The sequence below is a fragment of the Candidatus Eisenbacteria bacterium genome (assembly GCA_005893275.1).
In the GTDB taxonomy this organism is placed as follows: domain Bacteria; phylum Eisenbacteria; class RBG-16-71-46; order SZUA-252; family SZUA-252; genus WS-7.
In genome coordinates, this window is record VBOW01000059.1 from 1 (window position 1) to 20,381 (window position 20,381).

Annotated in this window: 20 protein-coding genes and 1 pseudogene; 7 read left to right on the plus strand and 14 right to left on the minus strand. The window is 65.2% G+C overall.

Annotated elements, in window-relative coordinates; all coding sequences use genetic code 11:
* The 4 genes and pseudogenes from E6K76_09940 (at window position 1) to E6K76_09955 (ending at window position 2,469) form a co-directional block, all read left to right on the plus strand.
* Window positions 1–276, plus strand: a pseudogene (locus tag E6K76_09940) (hypothetical protein).
* Between the two features lie 100 nt (window positions 277–376).
* Complete coding sequence (locus E6K76_09945; GenBank protein TMQ57619.1) at window positions 377–997, plus strand: hypothetical protein; 621 nt, start codon at window positions 377–379, stop codon at window positions 995–997.
* A gap of 3 nt (window positions 998–1,000) precedes the next feature.
* Complete coding sequence (locus E6K76_09950; protein ID TMQ57620.1) at window positions 1,001–1,858, plus strand: hypothetical protein; 858 nt, start codon at window positions 1,001–1,003, stop codon at window positions 1,856–1,858.
* Window positions 1,855–2,469, plus strand: coding sequence for a hypothetical protein (locus E6K76_09955; protein TMQ57621.1), 615 nt, complete (start codon window positions 1,855–1,857; stop codon window positions 2,467–2,469). Before E6K76_09950 ends, E6K76_09955 begins: the two co-directional genes overlap by 4 nt.
* On the opposite strand, the gene E6K76_09960 is transcribed toward E6K76_09955, so the two are convergent.
* The 11 genes from E6K76_09960 to E6K76_10010 form a co-directional block, all read right to left on the minus strand.
* Window positions 2,411–4,492: a hypothetical protein gene (locus E6K76_09960; protein TMQ57622.1), complete on the minus strand. Its 2,082-nt coding sequence runs from the start codon at window positions 4,490–4,492 to the stop codon at window positions 2,411–2,413. The genes E6K76_09955 and E6K76_09960 overlap by 59 nt on opposite strands.
* A 4-nt stretch (window positions 4,493–4,496) precedes the next feature.
* Window positions 4,497–5,456 (minus strand): rubrerythrin, encoded by a 960-nt coding sequence (locus E6K76_09965; protein ID TMQ57623.1) that lies wholly within the window; start codon window positions 5,454–5,456, stop codon window positions 4,497–4,499.
* A gap of 50 nt (window positions 5,457–5,506) precedes the next feature.
* Entirely contained in the window at window positions 5,507–6,754 is a 1,248-nt protein-coding gene (locus E6K76_09970) for a cysteine desulfurase-like protein (protein ID TMQ57624.1), read from the minus strand.
* Complete coding sequence (locus E6K76_09975; protein TMQ57637.1) at window positions 6,735–7,037, minus strand: Rieske 2Fe-2S domain-containing protein; 303 nt, start codon at window positions 7,035–7,037, stop codon at window positions 6,735–6,737. Before E6K76_09975 ends, E6K76_09970 begins: the two co-directional genes overlap by 20 nt.
* Window positions 7,038–7,126: 89 nt before the next feature.
* Window positions 7,127–7,525, minus strand: coding sequence for an iron-sulfur cluster assembly accessory protein (locus tag E6K76_09980; protein TMQ57625.1), 399 nt, complete (start codon window positions 7,523–7,525; stop codon window positions 7,127–7,129).
* Between the two features lie 129 nt (window positions 7,526–7,654).
* Window positions 7,655–9,229, minus strand: a complete 1,575-nt coding sequence (pyk, locus tag E6K76_09985; GenBank protein TMQ57626.1) for a pyruvate kinase — start codon at window positions 9,227–9,229, stop codon at window positions 7,655–7,657.
* Window positions 9,112–9,555, minus strand: a complete 444-nt coding sequence (locus E6K76_09990) for a thioredoxin-dependent thiol peroxidase (GenBank protein ID TMQ57638.1) — start codon at window positions 9,553–9,555, stop codon at window positions 9,112–9,114. The genes pyk and E6K76_09990 overlap by 118 nt, the downstream gene beginning before the upstream one ends.
* 619 nt (window positions 9,556–10,174) lie before the next feature.
* A complete protein-coding gene (locus E6K76_09995) occupies window positions 10,175–10,906 on the minus strand; it encodes a hypothetical protein (protein ID TMQ57627.1) in 732 nt (243 codons plus the stop codon).
* Between the two features lie 159 nt (window positions 10,907–11,065).
* Window positions 11,066–11,554, minus strand: coding sequence for a peroxiredoxin (locus E6K76_10000; GenBank protein ID TMQ57628.1), 489 nt, complete (start codon window positions 11,552–11,554; stop codon window positions 11,066–11,068).
* Window positions 11,555–11,585: 31 nt separating this feature from the next.
* On the minus strand, window positions 11,586–12,860 hold the full coding sequence (locus tag E6K76_10005) for an acyl-CoA dehydrogenase (GenBank protein TMQ57629.1): 1,275 nt from the start codon (window positions 12,858–12,860) through the stop codon (window positions 11,586–11,588).
* Between the two features lie 10 nt (window positions 12,861–12,870).
* Window positions 12,871–13,584, minus strand: coding sequence for a DNA-3-methyladenine glycosylase (locus E6K76_10010; GenBank protein TMQ57630.1), 714 nt, complete (start codon window positions 13,582–13,584; stop codon window positions 12,871–12,873).
* Window positions 13,585–13,613: 29 nt separating this feature from the next.
* On the opposite strand from E6K76_10010, the gene E6K76_10015 reads away from it, so the two are divergent.
* A complete protein-coding gene (locus E6K76_10015; protein ID TMQ57631.1) occupies window positions 13,614–14,828 on the plus strand; it encodes an MFS transporter in 1,215 nt (404 codons plus the stop codon).
* Here the strand turns inward: E6K76_10015 and E6K76_10020 are convergent.
* Together E6K76_10020 and E6K76_10025 are read right to left on the minus strand one after the other, a co-directional pair.
* Window positions 14,806–16,161: an L-lysine 6-transaminase gene (locus E6K76_10020; GenBank protein TMQ57632.1), complete on the minus strand. Its 1,356-nt coding sequence runs from the start codon at window positions 16,159–16,161 to the stop codon at window positions 14,806–14,808. The two genes, E6K76_10015 and E6K76_10020, sit on opposite strands and share 23 nt — an antisense overlap.
* 28 nt (window positions 16,162–16,189) lie before the next feature.
* Window positions 16,190–16,687 (minus strand): Lrp/AsnC family transcriptional regulator, encoded by a 498-nt coding sequence (locus E6K76_10025; GenBank protein ID TMQ57633.1) that lies wholly within the window; start codon window positions 16,685–16,687, stop codon window positions 16,190–16,192.
* A gap of 160 nt (window positions 16,688–16,847) precedes the next feature.
* On the opposite strand from E6K76_10025, the gene E6K76_10030 reads away from it, so the two are divergent.
* Complete coding sequence (locus tag E6K76_10030) at window positions 16,848–18,329, plus strand: magnesium chelatase (GenBank protein ID TMQ57634.1); 1,482 nt, start codon at window positions 16,848–16,850, stop codon at window positions 18,327–18,329.
* A 2-nt stretch (window positions 18,330–18,331) separates the two neighbouring features.
* Window positions 18,332–19,435 carry a VWA domain-containing protein gene (locus E6K76_10035; protein ID TMQ57635.1) on the plus strand — a complete coding sequence of 368 codons (1,104 nt, stop codon included), beginning with the start codon at window positions 18,332–18,334 and terminating at the stop codon, window positions 19,433–19,435.
* A 79-nt stretch (window positions 19,436–19,514) separates the two neighbouring features.
* On the opposite strand, the gene E6K76_10040 is transcribed toward E6K76_10035, so the two are convergent.
* Window positions 19,515–19,970 (minus strand): hypothetical protein, encoded by a 456-nt coding sequence (locus E6K76_10040; protein ID TMQ57636.1) that lies wholly within the window; start codon window positions 19,968–19,970, stop codon window positions 19,515–19,517.
* Window positions 19,971–20,381 lie beyond the last annotated feature (411 nt).

The window sequence follows — 20,381 nt, forward strand, 5'->3', positions numbered from 1 at the left end:
TACGTCGCCGCCGTGAACGGATTCATGCTGAGGGAGCTCCCCGCGGCGAACATCTACATGGGATCCTTCTATGCGGAATCCCTGCTTCTGGCCGAAACCGGGGCCAGAACGGGAGCGATCCAGATCGCCGGCACCGACAAGGTGACCCAGCTTCCCTTCTTCGTGTGCGCGTGCGATTACGCGCTCCTCGGCGAGGAGCTTTTCGCCGCGAGCGCGTACTTGGGGCGGGAGCCGATCCAGCTCGCCACCGTCGTCGGACAGGATTGGGCCAAGGCGCTCGCCGCGGCCGCGGTCGTCGGCGCGCTCGTCCTCTCGGCGCTGGGACAGCCTGGGCTGGCGACCTGGCTGAAAGTCGCCTGACTCCGGGTCGGGCTCGCTGATGCGGCGGGGTCCGCTCCTCGTCACGTTTCTCTCGGGCGCGGTCATCGCCGCGCTCTTCTTCATCCCGCACCACACGGCCCAAGCTGTCAACTCCAAGCTCCTCGAGTGGACCCTCGTCGTCTACGCCTTCGCGCTCATCCTTGGCTCGATCTCTCTGTGGAACAGCCACGCGCGAAAGGTGAGGGATCGCGCCGAGGGCTGGGGCTTCAGCCTGGTGACGCTCGTCGCGCTGTTCACGATCACCGCTCTCGGCGTCTGGAAAGGAGTCGGCCAGGGGACACCGGTGGATACGATCTACAACACGGTGAACTCACCGCTCGCCTCCACGATGTTCTCGCTCTTAGCGTTCGTCATCGCCTCGGCCGCGTTCCGAGCGTTCCGCGCGAGGAGCGTCGAGGCAACGCTTCTGCTCATCACGGCGATCGTGATGATGATCGGCAGGGTTTCAGTCGGCGAGTTGATCTCGCACCGCCTCCCCGGAATTACCGAATGGTTGCTCGACGTGCCGAACCTCGCCGCGAAAAGGGCGATCGCGATCGGCGTCGGCTTGGGCGCGGTTTCAACCGCACTCAAGATCATTCTCGGGATCGAGCGGAGCTACCTTGGGAGATCCTGAGTCATGACCTGGGCTCGGCGGCTCCTCGCGATCGACCGGCGGATCATCTTCCTCCTCGTCGCGACCGGCGCCGCGCTGCCGCTCCTCTTTCCCCTGAACCTTCCGGTGGCCGTGAGCCCGCGTGTGAGGGCCGCCTACGACGCGATCGATGCCCTTCCCCCGGGTTCGAAGGTCATCCTCTCGATGGATTACGAGCCCGATATCATGGCGGAGCTTTTTCCGATGTCGGTCGCGGTCCTGCGCCATTGCTTCCGGAAGCACGTCCAAGTCATCGCGATGACCCTCTATCCGGCAGGAACCGGGCTAGGAGAACGCGCGCTCGTGACCGCGGCAAAGGCGGAAGGGGCGGTGCGGAACCGCGACTACGCATGGCTCGGGTACAAGTCCGGATTTCAGGTTGTCATGATCGGTATCGGTGAAAACCTGCGCGCAATGTACCCGGTCGACTTCTACGGAACCCCGCTCGACTCGATTCCGGTGACGCGTGGCGTGAACTCCTACGCGCAGGTTCAGATGATGATCAACCTGAGCGGCTCCTCGGCCGCGGACTACTGGATCCAATTCGCGCAGGGACGCTACCACGCGCCGCTCGTGATCGGATGCACCGCGGTCATGGCGACCGACTACTACCCGTATCTTTCCTCGAGGCAGATTTTGGGTCTGATCGGCGGCATGAAGGGCGCCGCCGAGTACGAGCGGATGATCGACACCTTCGGCGACGCGCGGCGCGGCATGGATGCCCAGAGCCTCGTGCATCTGATCGTGGTCGCGCTGGTGATCGTCGGGAACGCCGCCCTCTTCATCAGCAAACGCTCGGGCGAAGACGGCGGCGGGCGGCCCGCGGGAAGCATGACCCGATGACCCTGCAGACCTGGATCGCGGCGTTCCTCACGCTCTGCGTCTTCTCGTTTCTCTACAAGGAGAACCCGTTCTACCGCTTCGCGGAGCACCTCTTCGTCGGGGCGTCGGCCGGTTATCTCCTCGCCGTGCAGTGGCAGAACGTTCTCGTCCCGAACGTGTGGACACCGCTTCTTCACGACCGCAATCTGCTGGTGCTGATCCCCCTCGCGCTCGGTCTCATGATGCTCGCGCGCGCATGGGGGAAGGGGGCGGGGATCGCCCGCTGGTCGATCGCCTTCTATGTCGGCATCTATTCCGGGGTCGCGATCCCCGGGTACATGCAGGCCCAGATCTTCGCCCAGCTCGCCGACGCGGCGAAGCCCTTCTCGCCAGGGTGGGGAGCGGTTAACTCGGCCCTGATCTTGGTGGGGCTCCTGGCCGTCCTCGCCTATTTCTTCTTCTCGGCGCCGCATCGGGGCGTGCACGGCGCAGGGGCGAGGGTGGGAATCTACTTCCTCATGGTGGCTTTCGGCGCGAGCTTCGGCTACACCGTCATGGCGCGCGTCTCGCTCCTCATCGCTCGGGTCCAGTTCCTCCTCCGGGACTGGCTCCACGTTCTCCCGGGATCGTAGCCTCGGGCGTCAGAATCCCAAACGCAGCTTCCAGGGCCGCGTGGTCGCCGACCAGGACGAGGATGTCCCCCGCGCGAAACTCAAAGTCCGGTTCCGGGCTCAGGTGGTGTTTTCCCTCGCGCACCACCGCGATCACGAGCGCCCTCGTTCTGCCGCGCAGATCGAGCCGACCCAGGGTCCGCCCCACCGCCGGCGAGTCAGGGGCGAGGTAGAAGGTGTCGGTCGTCGCGCCCTCGATCATCCGCGAGACGGATTCGACGAGCGTCCCGGTCTCATCCCCCCCGCGCAGGAACCCGTATCCCTCCTCGCGCAGCGCGCGCTCCTGAAGCCGCACGATGTTTCCGGGCACGTGGAATCTCCGCAGCACACGGGCGAAAATCGCGATCGAGGTTTCGAATTCCTCCGGGATCACCTCGTCGGCCCCGAGCCGCATGAGCTCCGCGACCTCGGAAACAAGGCGCGTCCGAGCGATGATGTGCGCCTTCGTGTCGTATTCGCGTATCAGCCCGACCGCGACGCGCGTGGCCGCCGGGTCCGATATCGCGAGCACGACCACCGCGGCATCCCTGAGGCCGCAGGCCGCAAGGCTCTCGCGCCGGGACGCGTCCCCCAACTGGACCGGCTGCCCTTCGCGGCGAGCCCGCCGGACCAGGACCGGGTTCACCTCGAGGATAATGTAGGGGATTCCCGTCTCTCGAAGGACGCGAGAGAGATTTCGTCCATTGATTCCGTAGCCGACCACGATCACATGCCCGACGGGCGCCGCCCCGCCCGGGATCCGCGGGCCGCCCGGCGCCGCCGCCCTTTCCAGCACCGGCCCTGCGGCGGGGCCGGGGCCGGCCGGGATCATCCACCCCAATGCCCCGCCCATGCGGAGGCTACCCGCCCACGCGGCGAGGCGCACAAGGAAAGGCGTCAGCGCGAGCGAGAGAACCGCGACCGCCAGGAACTGCTGCTCCTGGCCCTGCGTGAGAAGGCCGCGATCTCTGCCGACGGAGGCCAGGACGAAGGAAAATTCGCCGACCTGCGCCAGCGATATCCCGGTCACGGCGGCGATCCGCGACGGAAAACCCAGCGCCAGGATCACGAGATAGCCCACGAGCGACTTCACGCCGAGGATGAGGAGCATCCAGGCGCTCACCTGGGGCCACTGCCCCACCAGCTGGTCGGGACGCAGGAGCATTCCGATCGAGACGAAGAAGAGGCTCGCGAAGAGATCCCGGAACGGAAGAATTTCCCCGATGATCTGATGCGCGTACTCGGATTCGCTGACCAGGATTCCGGCCAGAAAGGCTCCGAGCGCCGCCGAAAGGCCCAGGGTCTTCGTGGCGAGCGAGGCGCCAAGGCATACCGCCACCGCCATCATGACGTAAAGCTCGCGGACGCCGCTTCGGATCACGGCGTTCACGAACCGGGGCATCAGGAAACGCGCCACGAGGAAGACCGTCGCGGCCGACGCGATTCCCACAAGGGCCCCCGGCGCGGCCGCGAGACCGCCTCCGCCGGCGAGCGCCGGCGTCAGCGCCAGCATGGGAACGATCGCGAAATCCTGAAACAGAAGGATCCCGAGGATGAGGCGGCCCTGCGGGGCATGGATTTCTCCGCGCCCCACCAGGAGCGGCAGCAGCATCGCCGTGGAAGACAGGGCGGCCAGCATCCCGGCGAACGCCGCCGAATGGGGCGTCGCTCCGGTCGGCAGCAGAAGGAGGAGGCCGCCGACGAGAACGATCGTGCCCAACACGTGAAGGGGCCCAGCCAGGAGAAACGCTCTGCCGATCTCCCGCAACCGTGCCAGCGAGAATTCGAGGCCGATCACGAAGAGCAGCACCGAGACGCCGACCTCGGCCAGCACTTCGACGTGATGGGGATCCCCGATGAGCCCGAGCGCGCCCGGGCCGATGATCGCGCCGGTGATGAGGAAACCGACCGCCGGCGGGATCTTGAGCCGCCGGCTCGGCAGGAGCACGAGGAGCGCGGCGCTCAACGCGATGACGAGATCGCGGAGGACCGAGGATTCGCTCACGGGTTCAGGAGCTCCCGATGAGCAGCCCCGCGAGGAACACGAGCGCTCCCCCGAATACGACCTGAAGCGCCGCCGAGGCGATCGGGGTGTCCATGTACCGGTGACGGATGTAGCTGATCGCGCCGAGCTCGGCTCCCACCACGGCTACCGCGAGGGTGACCGCCACCCGAAAGTCGGGCACGAGGAAAGGGAACGTGTGTCCCAATCCCCCCGCGGTCGTCATGAGGCCGCAGATGACCCCGCGAATCCACGGATGGCCGCGGCCGGTCAAGGAGCCGTCGTCCGACAGCGCTTCGGCGAACCCCATCGAGATTCCCGCGCCCACGGATGCGGCGAGCCCGACGAGAAACGCATCGTGGCTGCTTCGGGTCGCGAACGCCGCGGCGAAGAGGGGCGCCAGTGTCGAGACCGAGCCGTCCATCAGGCCGGCGAGCCCCGGTTGGACGATCTGAAGCACGAAGAGCCGGCGCTCCGCTTTCTCCTCCGCTTCGCGCACGCTGGGCGTCAAGAGCTCCTGTTCGAGCGTCTCGGCGCGCGCGTAATGCGTGCGCTCCGCGGCGGCGAGGTCGCCCAGGAGCTTCCGGATCGAGGAATCACTCACCCGGTCGGCGGCGCGCTCATAGAACCGCCGCGTCTCGAGCTCCAGCGCCGCCGCTTGCCTGCGCACGGCGGAAAGCCCCAGCGGCCGCACCAACCACACAGGCCTGCGCTGCACGAATCCTTTCACGTCCTGGCGGCGAACGAGGGGAATGTGCTCGCCGAACCGTTGCCGGAAGATCTCGATCAAGGCGGCCCGATGGCCGGATTCCTCGCGGCGCATTTCGTCGAACACGGCGGCCGACCCCGGATAGGACCGGCGCAATCCGTCGGCGAGATCCCCGTAGATGCGCTCGTCTTCCTCTTCGAGTGAGATCGCGAGCGCCAGAATTTCCTCTTCGGAGAGGTCTCGGAAGTTCTTGGCCATACTTCAGCTCCTCTCGTCCCGGAAGGAAGCCGCGAGACGCGGCGCCACCCTCAGCGGAGCGCGCGCAGCGCGTCCATGAGGGATTGGATCTCCCCGCGCGTGTTGTAGTGGCACAGGCTGACGCGCGCTAGACCGCTCTTGGGGTCGATCCCGCACGCCTGGAGGAGCCGCGGGGCGTAGAGATGTCCGTCGCGCGCCTGGATCCCGCTCGCCGCGAGATGCTCCACGATTTGGGCCGGATCGAAACCCGAGATCGCGAAGCTCACCGTTGGGACGCGCGCCTCGGCGCGGGCCGGATCGGCTTCGCCCAGGATCGTGAGGCCGCGAACACTCGCAAGCTCCGCCAGCAGCGCCCGCGAGAGGTCCCGCTCGTACAACCGGATCCGGTCCATCGCGCTGGGAAGCGATCCCTCCGGATCGAGGGAGGCAAGGTACCGCATGGCGCCGAGCAGCCCGGCAATGCCTTCGTACGTCTGCGTGCCGGCTTCGAAGGCGTACGGCGGTTCGGCGGAGATGAAGAATTCCCGCTCGGGCTTGAGCCGGCGGAGCGCATCGCCTCGCCCCCAGAGGAATCCGACGTGCGGCCCGAAGATCTTGTACCCTGAGAATGCGAGAAAGTCCGCTCCCAGGACCTGCACGTCGATGCGACCGTGCGGCGCGAAGTGGACCGCGTCGACGAACGTGTACGCCCCCGCCTGGCGCGCGAGCCGGGTGGCGGCGGCCACATCGACGACGCCCCCGGTCGCGTTCGAGGCGAGCGGCATCGCGACGACCCGGACCCTCCCGCTCCCCAAGAGCTCCGCCAAGTCCGCCATCTCGAGCCGGGCGCCCGGGTTTCTAATCCTCCAGAAGCGGGCATTCAACCCGGAAGTCTCGAGCCTGAGCCACGGCCCGATATTGGCCTCGTGATCCAGCTCGGTGACGACGACCTCGTCACCCGCGCGGAGGAGCGGGCGAATGGAGTCCGCGACCGTTCGGATCAGGGTGGTGGAGTTGAGCCCGAAGGAGATCTCCTGAGGGGATTCCGCGTTCAGGAAGGAGGCGACCGTCTCCCGCGCGCTCCCCAGCATGGCGTCGACCGCGCGGGATTCCTCGTAGCGGCCGCCTCGCTGGACGTTTCGCCGGAGCAGGTGCTCCCGGATCGCCTCGTGCACTTCCTCGGGGACCTGCGCGCCGGCGGCGTTGTCGAAGAACACGGTGCCCGGCGCGTCGCGGAGCGCGGGAAAACGCCCCCTCACGCGGTCGGAGATCGGCCGCTCCTCCACCTCGAGCCCCGGATCAGACGCCAAGGAGGATATCCTCCCCCTCGACCTTCACTTCAAAAGTGCGGACGCCGACCACGTCGGATTCGGGGTTCTTGCCCGTCTTCACGTTGAACCGCCAACCGTGCCACGGGCACGTGACGATCTCCCCCGACAGCAGCCCCTCCCCCAGCTCGCCCCCCATGTGCGGACAAGTCCCCTTGATCGCGTAGTAGGTACCCCCGCAGTTGAAGATCGCGACCCGGGTTCCTCTTACGACCACGACCATGCCTTTGCCGGATTCGAGATCGCCGACGGTCGCCACTTTGACGAACTGCATCGTCAATTGAGAATTCCTCTCCAGAATGAAAAACCGGCGCCCAGTAGGCGGGGCGCCGGATCGAGTGTACCTACCGTGAAGAGAGACGCCTAGTGGCTCCCGCAGCCTCCACCGCCACTGCCGCAGCCGCAGCCACCGCCGGACGAGGATTCCTCGCCTTCCGCGGTCGCGAAGGAGTTGCCGCAGCCGCAACTCTTCACAGCGTTAGGATTGTTGATCTTGAATCCTCCGCCGGAGAGCGAATCGTCGAAATCGATCGACGCCCCCTTGAGGTATTCGTAGCTCGCCGTATCGACGATCACCTTCACGCCCAGGATCTCGAAAATCTGATCCTCGGCGGTGGCGGGCTCGTCGCAAATCTCCATGCCGTAGGAGAGGCCCGAACAGCCGCCCCCGGCCACAAAAACGCGCACGCCTTGGTACGTGCCACCGTTCTGCTCCATGATGGCCCTGATTTCCGCGGCTGCCTTTTCGGTCAAATTAACCATTCCGGGTGGATCCTCCTCGAAATCGAGTCTACGCGGCGTTCTACCCTGTGTCAATTTGGATTACCCGTCCGCGCCAAGGATTCGCATCATCGCGCCATGCGTGGTCGATTCGCGCCACGCGCCGAAGCGCTACCGCCGTCGCGGGGTCAGTCCGGGCGGGCGATCGGGACGGCGCCCGATCTGGACGATGCGCAGCAGATTGGTCCCGCCGGCGCGCGTCGTGGTGCCCGCGACCGCGACCACCCAGTCGTCGCGCCGGACCAGCTTTCTCTGGAGGAGGCGGCGCATGCCCAGCTCCACCATGCCTTCCGCGGTTCTCCAGTGCGGAACCTGGACGGAGGTGACCCCCCACCAGAGCGTCAGGCGCCGGCAGGTGGATTCGAGCGGCGTGAGCGCGATGATGGGGGCGGCCGGCCTGGCTTTGCTCGCGAGACGGGCGGAAAAGCCGGTGTGCGTGAAGACCGCGAGCGCCTTCGCCCGCAGCTCGTGCGCGGCCTGATACGCGGTGTGCGCGAGCGCATGCGTGGGCGAGGCGAGCGCGCCGGTGTGATCCCCGGTCCGGCGGCGGAGCATCGGCAAGGTCACCTCTTCAGCCTCCGACGCGATCCGGCCCATGGTCCGGACCGCGCGATCCGGGTATCGCCCCACGGCGGTCTCGGCGCTGAGCATGACCGCGTCGGTGCCGTCGAAGATCGCGTTCGCGACATCGGAAGCTTCGGCCCGGGTCGGCCGCGGTGAAGCCACCATGGACTCGAGCATCTGCGTCGCCGTGATCACGAGAACCTCGCGGGCGTTGGCGCGCTGGATGATCCGTTTCTGTAAAATCGGGACGCGCTCGGGCGGATATTCCACGCCGAGGTCGCCCCGCGCCACCATCACCCCGTCCGCGACACCGAGGATGGATTCCAGATTCTCGATCGCTTCGCGGCGTTCGATTTTCGCGATCACCATCGGGGAATGCTGCGCCCCGCGCAGCAGCCGGCGGAGCTTCAGGATGTCCTCGGCGCTCCGCACGAAGGAGAGGGCCGCGAAATCGATCCCCATCTTGAGCCCGAACGCGAGGTCGCCGCGATCCTTCGCCGTCAGCGAATCGGCGCTCAGCCGCACCCCGGGGAAATTGAGCCCCTTGTGATCCGCCAGCCTTCCCCCGATCACAACCTTGCAGCGAAGACCCCGGCGCTCTTTTCTCAAGACCCGAAGCTCGAGCTGCCCGTCGTCCAGGAGGACGCGGTCCCCCACGGCGACATCGCGCATGAGCCCGGAGTAGATCGCGGGGATGAGACCGGGGCGCCCCTTGACCCGCCGATTCGTGAGGAGCGTCTGCTCTCCGGGCCTGAGCCAAACGGAGCCGCCCTGGAATTCTCCGACTCGAAGCTTCGGGCCTTGGAGATCGAGGAGGAGACCCACGTATCGGCCGACGTGGGTCGCGGCGGATCGGATGCGGCGGACGGCGCGGGCGTGGGAGGCCCGGCTGCCGTGGGAAAAATTGAGCCGCGCGACGTCCATGCCCGCGCGGATCATGCGCACCAGCACCGCCTCCTCGGCCGAGCTCGGGCCTACGGTCGCGATGATCTTCGTACGGCGCACTAGAGGGCGAGCGTCGCCATTACCTCTTCGGCATGACCCTCCACTTTGACCCGACGAAACACGTGTTCCACCTTGCCCTCGCGGCCGATCACGAATGTGGTGCGTTCGATTCCCCAGAAGCTTCGACCGTACAGGTTCTTCTCTTTGTACGTGCCGTACTGGCGGGAAACCGCTGCATCCTTGTCCGAGAGGAGCGGAAACGGGAGGTTGTATTTTTGGGCGAAGCGCTCGTGGCTCAACTCATCGTCGAGGCTCACCCCCAGGACGATCGCGTCCTTGGATTCAATGCGTGGGAAAGAATCGCGGAAGCCGCAGGCCTCCATGGTGCAGCCCGGCGTATCATCCTTGGGGTAGAAGTAGAGGATGACCCGCTTGCCTCGGAACTCGCTCAGGCTCACCCGGCGACCGAGCGTGCTGGGCAGGGAAAACTCGGGCGCCTGCATGCCAACCGTGAGGCTTTCCCCGGGGTAGTCGAGCATGTTGAGCTGGCTCCCCTTGCTCCGCCTCTTCTTCGGGGCGGGAGGAAGCACCCCCAGCTCGGGCTCGCGCGGCAGCCCCGTGGCCCCCGGTCCCTCATCGAACTCGAGCAGCCCTTGAGGCTCGCCTCGTCCGAAGGAGCCTCGAGCTTGAATCCTGGGACGCCCTTTCGCCGCGGATTTCGCGTTCATCGCCGCGGCGGAGGGACCGGACGGCCTGAGGACGATCGAGCTCCTCGAGGGAGTCTTCCCCCTCAGCGCAGGTGTGGTCTTCCGTGCCGGTGTGGCCTTCCGCGCCGGTGTGGCCTTCCGCGCCGGTCGGGCCTTCTCCGCCCTCGGGCGCGATTTCTTTCGAGCTTTCGCGCGGGCCTTCGCCTTCGATTTCCGACTCGCGGCGGACTTACTTATCTTCTTGGGCCTACGTGACTTGGATCTCTTACCCGGGCGCTTCCCCGCCATGGAGGGCTCCTCATTGGAGACGATTCGAACCGCTCTTCGATGGGCGCATAGTAATCGGAGCCCGCGCGCCGTTCAAGATTGCAACAGGCCGCGTGGCCGCCGCGGACGGCGATCGATTGGGGGGAAACTAACGGCGGGGGGTATTCGGAAGCAGGGGCGTTTCTCTCAAGTGCCCTTCGGTGAACACCGACTCGTCCATCGTGGCCGGCGCGGACACGTTCTCGAATCGAAGCGCCACGGGCTGTCCTTCGAAGGAGTGGAGCGTCGAGAGCCGAACCGGTCCGACCTGGGTCCACCCTTCCCAGGTGGCGCTCTTGGGCGAGCCCTTCATATCTTGTAGGAGATAATCCCAGCGGTCCAAGAGATGGGTCTTGGTGTTCACGTAGAGCCAGTAATGGTCCTTGGGCGTGAGCCCCACGCCCGGATCGAAAGTCAGCTCGAGGACGTCCCATTCCGCCCCCGCCGCGCCCTTCTTCCGTCCCGAGTACTTGAGGCGCGTCCCGGGATCGCGGAGCTTGAAGGGCATCATGAACCAATAGCTGTCGTTCACCCAGCGTTCGTATCCCATCTGGACGTGCGCCGAATCCGCATCGGGAACTCCGGTCGTGAATGACTTCCCCTTTCGATCGGAGAGATGGACGATCGCGGTGACGATCCGCCCCTTATCGTCGGGGCCCTCGACTCGATCCCGCCCGTTCTTCTTGTCCCACCAGTGGCGGAACCGCACGGTCTCTTTTCCGTCTTTCATCACGACGAAATCGAATCGCACGTAGGGAAGCCTTTCCCACGCCTCCTGCCCGCCCATCGCGCTCGTGAGCGCCTGCGCCACCGCGGCCGCCTTCGGGTCGGCCTTTCCCATGGGGGGAGGCGTCGAGCCGAAAACCTTCGCGGCGGGAAGGAGGATCGCGGCGACGACCAATAAAAAGGCGAGGGCAACGGCCAGCGCCGCCGCCCTTCGCCCGCGCGGTCCTGACGGACCTTGTTGGGTTGCCCAACCCACACGCGCCATCGATACCGGCTACCTCAGAGTTTTCAGAATCTGGATCAGCTTGGCCCGGTCAGGGACCTTCCCGATCTCGTGCACTTCAATGTGGCGGATGATTCCCTGTTTGTCGATGACAAATGTCGCCCGCTCCGAGTATCCCTCGGGCCGCAGAATTCCGTACTTCTTCGCAACCTCGCCGTGCGGCCAGAAATCCGCGAGGAGCGGGTACTCGATTCCTCCCAGGTGCTCGGCCCACGCTTTGTGCGTCGGTGCCGAGTCGACGCTCAACCCCAGGACCTGCGCGTCCAATCCTTCGAACGACTGCTTCTCCTTGCTGTACCCCGGCATCTGCACCGTGCAGACCGAAGTGAACGCGAGGGGATGAAAGACGAGGACGACGTTCTTCTTGCCTCGGAACGAGGACAACGTGACCTTGTTCCCGCTCTGATCGGGCAGGGTGAAGTCGGGCGCCGTATCCCCGACTTTGAGCGTCGCTGTACGATCCATCGTGGTTGCTTCCATCGTGCGCCCTCCTCAAACGTCGATGCGAGAATTACGAATGGTGCGTCGGGACGTCAAGCGCATTCGCGGTTTCTTCCGCGAGCCGCTTCAGTGTTTCGGGGTCGTTGACCCCTTTCTGAATTTCCTTGGGGATGAAATCGAGCAGGTGCTTCAAACCCAGGGATTCCTTGATGAGAGAACGGGCCACGACCATCCGCTGCACTTGGTTCGTGCCTTCGTAGATCTGGGTGATCTTGGCGTCACGCATGTACTTCTCGATCGGGTAATCGCGCATGTAGCCGTAGCCGCCGAAGATCTGCACCGCGTTGGTCGTGACCTCCATCGCGGTGTCGGTCGCGAAGAGCTTGCACATCGCGGAGAGCTTCGAGACGTTCGGCTCCCCCCGGTCCACCGCCAGGGCCGCCACGTAAACGAGATTCCGGGCGGCCTCGACCTTGGTCGCCATATCGGCGAGCATGCCCTGGATCATCTGAAACGAGGAGATCGGCGCACCGAACTGTTCGCGGTACCCGGCGTAGACCATCGCGTACTCGAGGGCGCCCTGCGCCAGGCCCACGGCCTGAGCGGCAACCCCGGGACGCGCCTTGTCGAGCGTCATCATCGCGTGCTTGAATCCCATGCCCGGGACCTCCCCGAGCAGGTTTTTCACGGGAACGCGGCAATCCTCGAAATGGATCTCCACGACGGGGACGCAGCGAATCCCCATCTTGTCCTCGACCTTTCCGATACGGAATCCGGGCGTTCCCTTCTCCACCATGATCGCGCTGGTGCGGCGGGATTTCGATGCGGGATCGGTGACCGCGAAGACGGTGTAGATGTCGGCGGCGCCGCCGTTCGTATTCCATTTCTTCTCGCCGTTCAAGACGTAGAAGTCTCCGTCTCGGACGGCCGTGGCGCGGAGGCTCGCGGCGTCGCTCCCGGCGAATTTCTCGGACAGACCGAAGGAGATGAGCTTCTCTCCCTTGGCGATCGGGCGGAGGAAGCGGTGCTTTTGCTCCTCGGTCCCGCCGACCAGGACTGGGAACGTTCCGAGCGCGTTCACGGCATAGAGCACGCCGACGCCTCCGCACGCGCGCGACAGCTCCTCCACGCAGATGCAGAGGTCGATGACGCCCCCGCCCGCGCCGCCGTACTCCTCCGGAATCCAGACTCCCATGAGGCCCGCCTTCGCGATCGCCTCCTTGATATCCCAGGGGTATTCCTGCAATCGATCGTATTTCGCCGCGAGCGGACGCACCACCTTCTCCGCGACCGCGCGCGCTCGCGCGCGCCATATCAGATTCTGCTCGGTGAGAATTCCGGACAACGATTTCCCCTCAGCGGTGGTTGGGTGTGTTGCGGATGCGCCCCGCGGGCGCGTTGCGTGAGGCACGATTATTCCCGATCTCCGGCGCGCTTGTCACCAGAAGTTTCCGAGGACGGCGGCCGGGAGTCACGTGGGGCGACCCGGCGAGATAGAAGCGCCAGGGGATGGTGTCCCAGGGACCGGGGACATTCTGGCAGCCGATCCGGGGCGATGTCGCGACGTCGGGCTCGGCGACCGGGTCCCCCCGCTCGATCCAGAGATCGTCTCCGCGAAGATCCGCGCGGTTCCACGCGAGATCCAGTCCGAATGCCCGGCAGAGCCGCGCCGGCCCGGAGGCGAGAAGGTGTCGATCGGCGAGCCCGCGTGCTTCTTCCATCCACTCGATTCCCTGAAGCGGCTCGGCCGCGCGGATGAGGACCGCGGCCGGCTTCCCTCTGGCCTCGGTCACCGCGTTCAGGAGATGGTGCATCCCGTAGGTGAGATAAACATACGCAAAGCCGGGAGGGCCGTAGAGCGGCTCCGTGCGCGGCGTGACTCCCGCGCGCGCGTGACAGGCGAGGTCCTCCTCGCCGATGTAGGCCTCGGTCTCGACGATTCGCCCGCGCAGGATCTGCCCGTCGACGCGGCGCGACAGGACGCAGCCCAAGAGCTCGCGCGCGACCGTCAGGGTCGGCCGGGAGTAGAAGGAACGAGGGAGCGCGGAGGCCACGGGGCGAGTATACATCGGACGAGCGGGTAGCCTACACTCCGGCCGTGCCGGGATCCTCCGACGAGCCGCTCCCCGTTTCCGCGGAATCGCGGGCGATCCTTTTCCTCACGGTCTTCATCCACCTCCTCGGCTTCGGGATCATCATCCCCCTGCTTCCCTATTACGCGGAGACCTACGGCGCGACCGGATTCACGGTCGGACTCCTCACAACGTCCTTCTCGTTCTCCCAGTTCGTCTTCGCGCCGGTTTGGGGCAGGCTCGGCGACCGCATCGGGCGCCGGCCGATCCTCATCGGAAGCCTCCTTCTCACCGGCGTGTCCTACATCGTCTATGCTGCGGCCACCTCGCTCACGCTCCTCTTCGTGTCGCGGATGCTCGCCGGCGTTGCGGGCGCCGTCCTCTCGACCGCCCAGGCCTACGTGGCCGACACGACGAGGCCGGAGGATCGGACGAAGGGCATGGGCTTGATCGGCGCGGCGTTCGGGATGGGATTCATCTTCGGCCCCGCGATCGGGGGCGCCCTGAGCCGATGGGGTTACGCGGTCCCGGCCTACGCTTCGGCCGCCCTCGCGCTTGCCGCCGCCGCGTTCGCGTTCGTGCGGCTTCCCGAATCGCTCCCGCCCGGGGCGCGCGCGGGGATCTTGGCGAGCCGCCGCTCGAGGACGCTGCGCGAGGCGCTCGCGAGGCCGGTGGTGGGGGTCGTGCTGGGACTTTTCTTTGTCGCGACCCTTTGCTTCTCGGGGATGGAGACCATCCTGGCGCTCTTCTGCCAGCGGTTCTATGGCTGGGGGCCCCACGAGATCGGCTATCTCTTCGCCTACGTCGGCGTCGTGGCCGCCTCGATGCAGATCGGGATCGTCGGCGCGCTCGCGCGGCGTTTCGGCGAGCGCGCGCTGGTGCGGGCGGGGCTCGCGTTGATGGGGGCCGCGTTCGTCGTAGCGGGGATCGTCCCCCCGCTCGCGCTCTTCCTCGCCGTCATGGGGGCGATCGCGGTGGCGAGTGGTCTCACGACACCCTCTTTGTCGGGGCTCATCTCGATCGCCACGCCGGCGGACGAGCAGGGTGGGATCCTCGGCGTCTACCAGTCGCTTGGCAGCCTCGCGCGCGCGACGGGCCCGTTCCTGGCCGGATTCGTGTTCGACGTCGTGGGTCCCGGCGCGCCGCTCTGGATGGCCGGGATCGTGCTGTGGATCGCCGCCCTCGCCGCGGCCCGATTGCCGCGGCGGAGCGCGTCCCTTACCGCGCGATCGACTTCTTGATGCTGGCGCGGAGCTTCTCGAGGCCCTCCGCGAGCGCTTCCCTCGAGATCACGAGCGGTGGGCGGAACCGGATCGAATTGGGACCCGACCCGATCACGATCACGCCTTCTTCATAGGCCTTCGCGATCACCTGATCGCGGAGCGCCGCGTCTTTGAGATCGAAGGCGCACATGAGCCCTTTGCCGCGCGCGTTCGAGACGTGGTCCGGGAACTCACGCGTCAGGGACTCGATGCCATGGAGGAGCTCCGCCCCGCGGGCGGCGGCGTTGTCGAGAAGCTTCTCCTCCGCCATGATCTCGAGATACCGCCCGGAGCGCACCATGTCGACGAGCGTGCCCCCCCAGGTGGAGTTGAGCCGGCTCGAGACCCGGAATACATTGTCCTTCACCTCGTCGATCCGCGCGCCCGCGATGAATCCACAGACCTGCGTTTTCTTGCCGAAGGCCACCATGTCGGGCTTCACGTCGTAGTTCTCGTAGGACCACATCTTGCCCGTCAGCCCCAGGCCCGCCTGCACCTCGTCGAACACGAGCATCGCTTCGTACTCGTCCGCGATCCGACGGAGCTCCTGTAGGAATTCCTTCCGGAAGTGGTTGTCGCCCCCCTCCCCCTGGATCGGCTCGATGATGATGGCCGCGATATCGTCTTGGTTGCGCTCGAAGGCGATCTTGATCTGCGCGATCGAAAGCGCTTCGCGCTCCTTCACGTCCCGGAGATTATCGTCGTGGAGCGGAAATCGCACCTTGGGGTTCAACACACGGGGCCAATCGAATTTCGGGAAGTAGGCTGTCTTACGCGGGTCGGTCGTGTTGGTCAGCGAGAGGGTGTAGCCCGAGCGGCCGTGGAATGCCTGCTCGAAATGAAGCACTTTGCGACCGTGCTCCTCGCGGTACCCACGCGCGAAGTTCTTGCGCACCTTCCAGTCGAACGCGGCCTTGAGCGCGTTCTCCACCCCGAGCGTCCCGCCCGCGACGAGGAACAGGTGCGGAAGGTAGCCGGGCATCGCGTAGGTCCCGAACGTCTCGACGAACTCGGCCATTTCGACCGTGTAGACGTCCGAGTTCGAAGGATTGTGCAGGGCCGCGCGCAGGAGCTTCCGCGTGAACTCCGGGGTCTTCATGCCGGGGTGGTTCATCCCGACCGGGTTGGTCGCGAAGAAAGAGAAGAAATCGAGGAGGCGCCTCCCGCGGCGCGAGTCGTAGATATGGACGCCCTCGCTCTTCTCGAGATCGAGGACGAAGTCGAAACCGTCCGCGAGCATTCGCTTCGCGATCGTCTCATGAACCTTGTCGGGAGTGATCTTCACCGACGAGGCGGCCAGGGTCGGATTCATCCAGTGCTCCTTTCGGGCTGAGGAACCTTCATTCCGATTCAATCTTGATCCGGCTCTGCTCCTTGGCGGTGGCCAGGACCATGAGGGTGCGCGTCTGCCGCACGCCGCGCACCGAATTCAGCTTCTCGATGAGGAGCTTGCGGAACGCGGCCATGTCCTGGACCCGCACCTTGAGGAGGAGCGAGAACTCACCCGTGATGTGATGGCACTCGAGGACCTCGTCCAGCCCCCGCACGATCTGGATGAAACCTGTCTCGAGCTTCGGATGCTCGATCAGGATCTCGACGAATGCGGTGATGTCCTGTCCCAATTTGCGCCCGTCGAGGAGGGCGACATATCCCCGGATGACGCCGTTGCGCTCGAGCTTCCGGATCCGTTCGTTGACCGAGGGGGGCGTGAGCCCAACCGCCTTGGCCACGTCGGCCTGCGAGACCTTGGCGTTGTCTTGCAGCAGCGCGAGAATCTTTCGGTCCGTGGCGTCCAGGGCGGCCCCGTTGTTTTGTTTTGTTAGGGCGGATGAGATCATTGCCTAATATTATTCGGCATTTTAGCCTGTTGAGTCAACTTTTATTTAGTCGAAGGCGATACGGACCATGGGCGCGGCCGCTTGAAGCGGGCGCCTCGTCGGCGTAGGCTTGTACTCGTGAGCTTTCCAAACCCTTTCCCCAGGAGACCCCGCGCACCCCATGAAAAGACCAGAATCGATTAAAACACTTAAAGTTAGCGGATATCTCCCGGTGACCGTGAAGCAGGAAATGAGGCGTAATCTCGTCGGGATGATCGAGCGGGGGGAGATTCTCTTTCCAGGGATCGTCGGGTACGAGAAGACGGTCCTCCCTCAGATCGAGAACGCCATCATGAGCGGCCACGACTTCATCCTGCTCGGGCTGAGGGGCCAGGCGAAGACCCGAATCCTGCGCCAATTGGTCCGCTTCCTCGACGAATGGATCCCCGCGGTCGAAGGCTGCGAGCTGAACGACGATCCTCTGAATCCGGTCTGCCCCGCGTGCAAGCGGCGTCTCGCGGCCGAGGGGGATGAGGTTCCGATCCGGTGGATTCACCGCGACGAGCGCTATCGCGAGAAGCTCGCGACGCCCGACGTCACGATCGCGGACTTGATCGGCGACATCGATCCGATCAAGGCCGCGAACCGGAGACTCTCGTACAGCGACCCCGAGGTCATGCACTACGGGATCGTGCCGCGGACCAATCGCGGGATCTTCGCCATCAACGAGCTGCCCGACCTCCAGCCCCGGATCCAGGTCGGGCTCCTCAATATCCTCGAAGAGAAAGACATCCAGATCCGCGGATTTCCAATCCGGCTTCCCCTCGACGTCCAGATCGTGTTCTCCGCGAACCCGGAGGACTACACGAACCGCGGCAACATCATCACCCCGCTCCGAGATCGCATCGCGTCGCAGATCATGACCCACTACCCCTACACGCTCGAGGACGCGATGAAGGTCACCGAGCAGGAAGCGTGGACGAGCCGCGGCGAGGGAATCGAGGTCGTGGTCCCCGCATACATGAAGGAGCTCGTGGAGACGGTGGCGCTCCAGGCGCGCAAGTCCTCCTACGTCGATCAGGGCTCGGGCGTGAGCGTTCGCATGACGATCTCGCTCATGGAGAACCTGATCTCGAACGCGGAGCGCCGCGGCATCCGGACCGGCGAGCGCCGCCAGGCGGTACGCATCTGCGATCTCCAGAACGGGATCGCTTCGATCAGCGGCAAGGTCGAGCTCGTGTACGAGGGGGAGCAGGAGGGCGCGGTCGCCGTTGCGAAGCACCTCGTCGGGAAGGCCGTAAAGGAGGTGTTCGCTCGCCACTTCCCCGACGCCTACAAAGCCAAGGAGAAAAACGAGGGTGCGCCCTCCGAGTACGACCCGATTTTCCGCTGGTTCGCCCAGGGGAAGCGGGTCGAAATCTCCGACGAGCTCTCGACGCGGGATTTCCACCAGCGGCTCTCTCAAGTGACCGGGCTCGAGGAGCTCCCGAAGCGCTACCTCTCGATCAAGGACTCGATCGAGCTTCCCACCGCGATGGAGTTCGTCTTGGAGGCGCTCCACCAAAACTCGATCCTCGCCAAGGAACGGACCGACACGAGCGCGCTCGCCTACACGGACATGTTCTCGACCATGCTCGGAAAGCCGGAGGACGCGGAGGACTGATCGTGGATTTCCGCTACTCCAAGTGGGACGAGCGGCTCATCAAGAACGTCCACTTTCTCAAGAACCTGCTCTCCCTCTACAACCGCCTCCTTCTCATGACCGACGGAAACGTCGATGAGGCCCTCCGCGCTCTGGAGGAGCTCGGGGAGCGATTCGGATTCTTCAATTCCAAATTCACTCCCGATGATTTCAGAAAACACCTTCTGGAGTCCGACGCGGTCCAGGAGGTGAACGGGAAGCACGTCTTGACCCGGCGCGGCGAGCGGATGATCCGGCAGGATTCGCTGGATCGTATTTTCAGCGCGCTGGCGAAGGATTCCGCGGGGGATCACCGCGTGCCGCGGACCGGCGCGGGCGGAGAGAAGATCACCGAGACGAGACCCTACGTTTTCGGGGACAGCATCTCGGACATCGATTTCCTGTCGAGCGTGCGGAACTCGGTCCGCCGGCAGCGGGGGGAGTGGGGGCAGGAGGGGCTCAACCTCACCGAGGACGATTTGGAGGTCTTCGAGACCGAGCATTCCTCATCGTGCGCGACCGTGCTCCTCATCGACGTGAGCCACTCGATGATTCTCTACGGCGAGGACCGGATCACCCCCGCAAAGCAGGCGGCGCTGGCTTTGGCCGAGCTGATCCTGACCCGCTACCCGAAAGATTCGCTCCATGTCGTCCTGTTCGGCGACGACGCGTGGGAGGTGAAGATCCGCGACATTCCCTACGCGTCGGTGGGTCCTTATCACACGAACACCAAAGCGGCGCTCCAGCTCGGGCAGCGGATCCTCGCGAGGCAGAAGCACGCGAACAAGCAGATCTTCATGATCACGGACGGGAAACCCTCCGCGATCCACGAGAACGGGCGGTTGTACAAGAATGCGTTCGGCCTCGACCCCAAGATCGTGAACAAGACCCTGGACGAGGCCGTGCAGTGCCGTCGCAAAAGGATCGCAATCACCACGTTCATGGTGACGCAGGATCCCTATCTCGTTCGGTTCGTCGAGCGCTTCACCCAGCTCAACAAGGGCCGGGCCTATTTCGCCGATCTGGAAAACCTCGGCTCCTACCTCTTCGTGGACTACAACCAGAACCGGCGCAAGCGGGTGAACTAGGGACGCGCGGGAGGTCGCGACCCGGCGATCAAACGGAGCATACGCCCGCCACCGGGCGTTGCACCTGACTACGCGGCCGTCACTTGAGGGCGTACCCCAGCCCGGCACGGAGGCTCACCAATTGCACTTCCCCCAGACTCGGTGCGTCATACGCGAACTGCCTGGCGAAACTCTGATGGAATGTGGCGCTGAGCTCCAGAATGGCGGCCCCCGGGAGCCTGGCGTAACCGCCGCCGCCGAAATTCAATCCTGAGAAGAGGCCGGAATCGGAGTACTGGGTAAGCCTCTGCGAGAAGAAATTCACATACTCTCCGCGCCGCTCGAGCCGGTACATCCCCAATCCCAGGCGGAAGAGCGCCTCGATACGGCGCGGCGTCCGCGGACCGATCTCGACTCCGAACGTCCAAGGGGTCACGGTGCTCACGAACGAGCCCTCGTGCGCGGTCCGGACGCGCTCAACGTCGGCCCACACCCGTAGAGAGTAGGAGACCGCGTAACGGACCGCTCCTCCGCCGCCCCACCCCGTTTCTCTCAATCCGTTTCCACTTAAAGCGCGCGTCCCGTGAACGATCAGGCACAGACGTGGGGGGGCCGGGCCGATCGGCGCGGCGGATGTCGCGACGGCATTCCATGAGAGCGTGACGGTGAGGAGGAGGGAATTCCAGCGGGACCGAAGGCGCATCTTCCTCTCGCTTGCACCCTTGAGGCCGCCCCGGTCGTCACAGGGGATACGCGAGGCCGGCTTGGATGGCCAGGAAATCGGAATCGATGAACCGATTCCCCACGACATGGTGGAACTTGAAACCCGTCCCAAAGACGGCCCGCGGGGATAGTGGCGTCGCGATCCCGAATCCGAAATTGAATCCGAAATCATTTTCGCTGTCCGAGCTTATGACGAAGGTGGACGGCGGAAAGAACTCGGTGACCTTTTCGCCCACGTGATAGA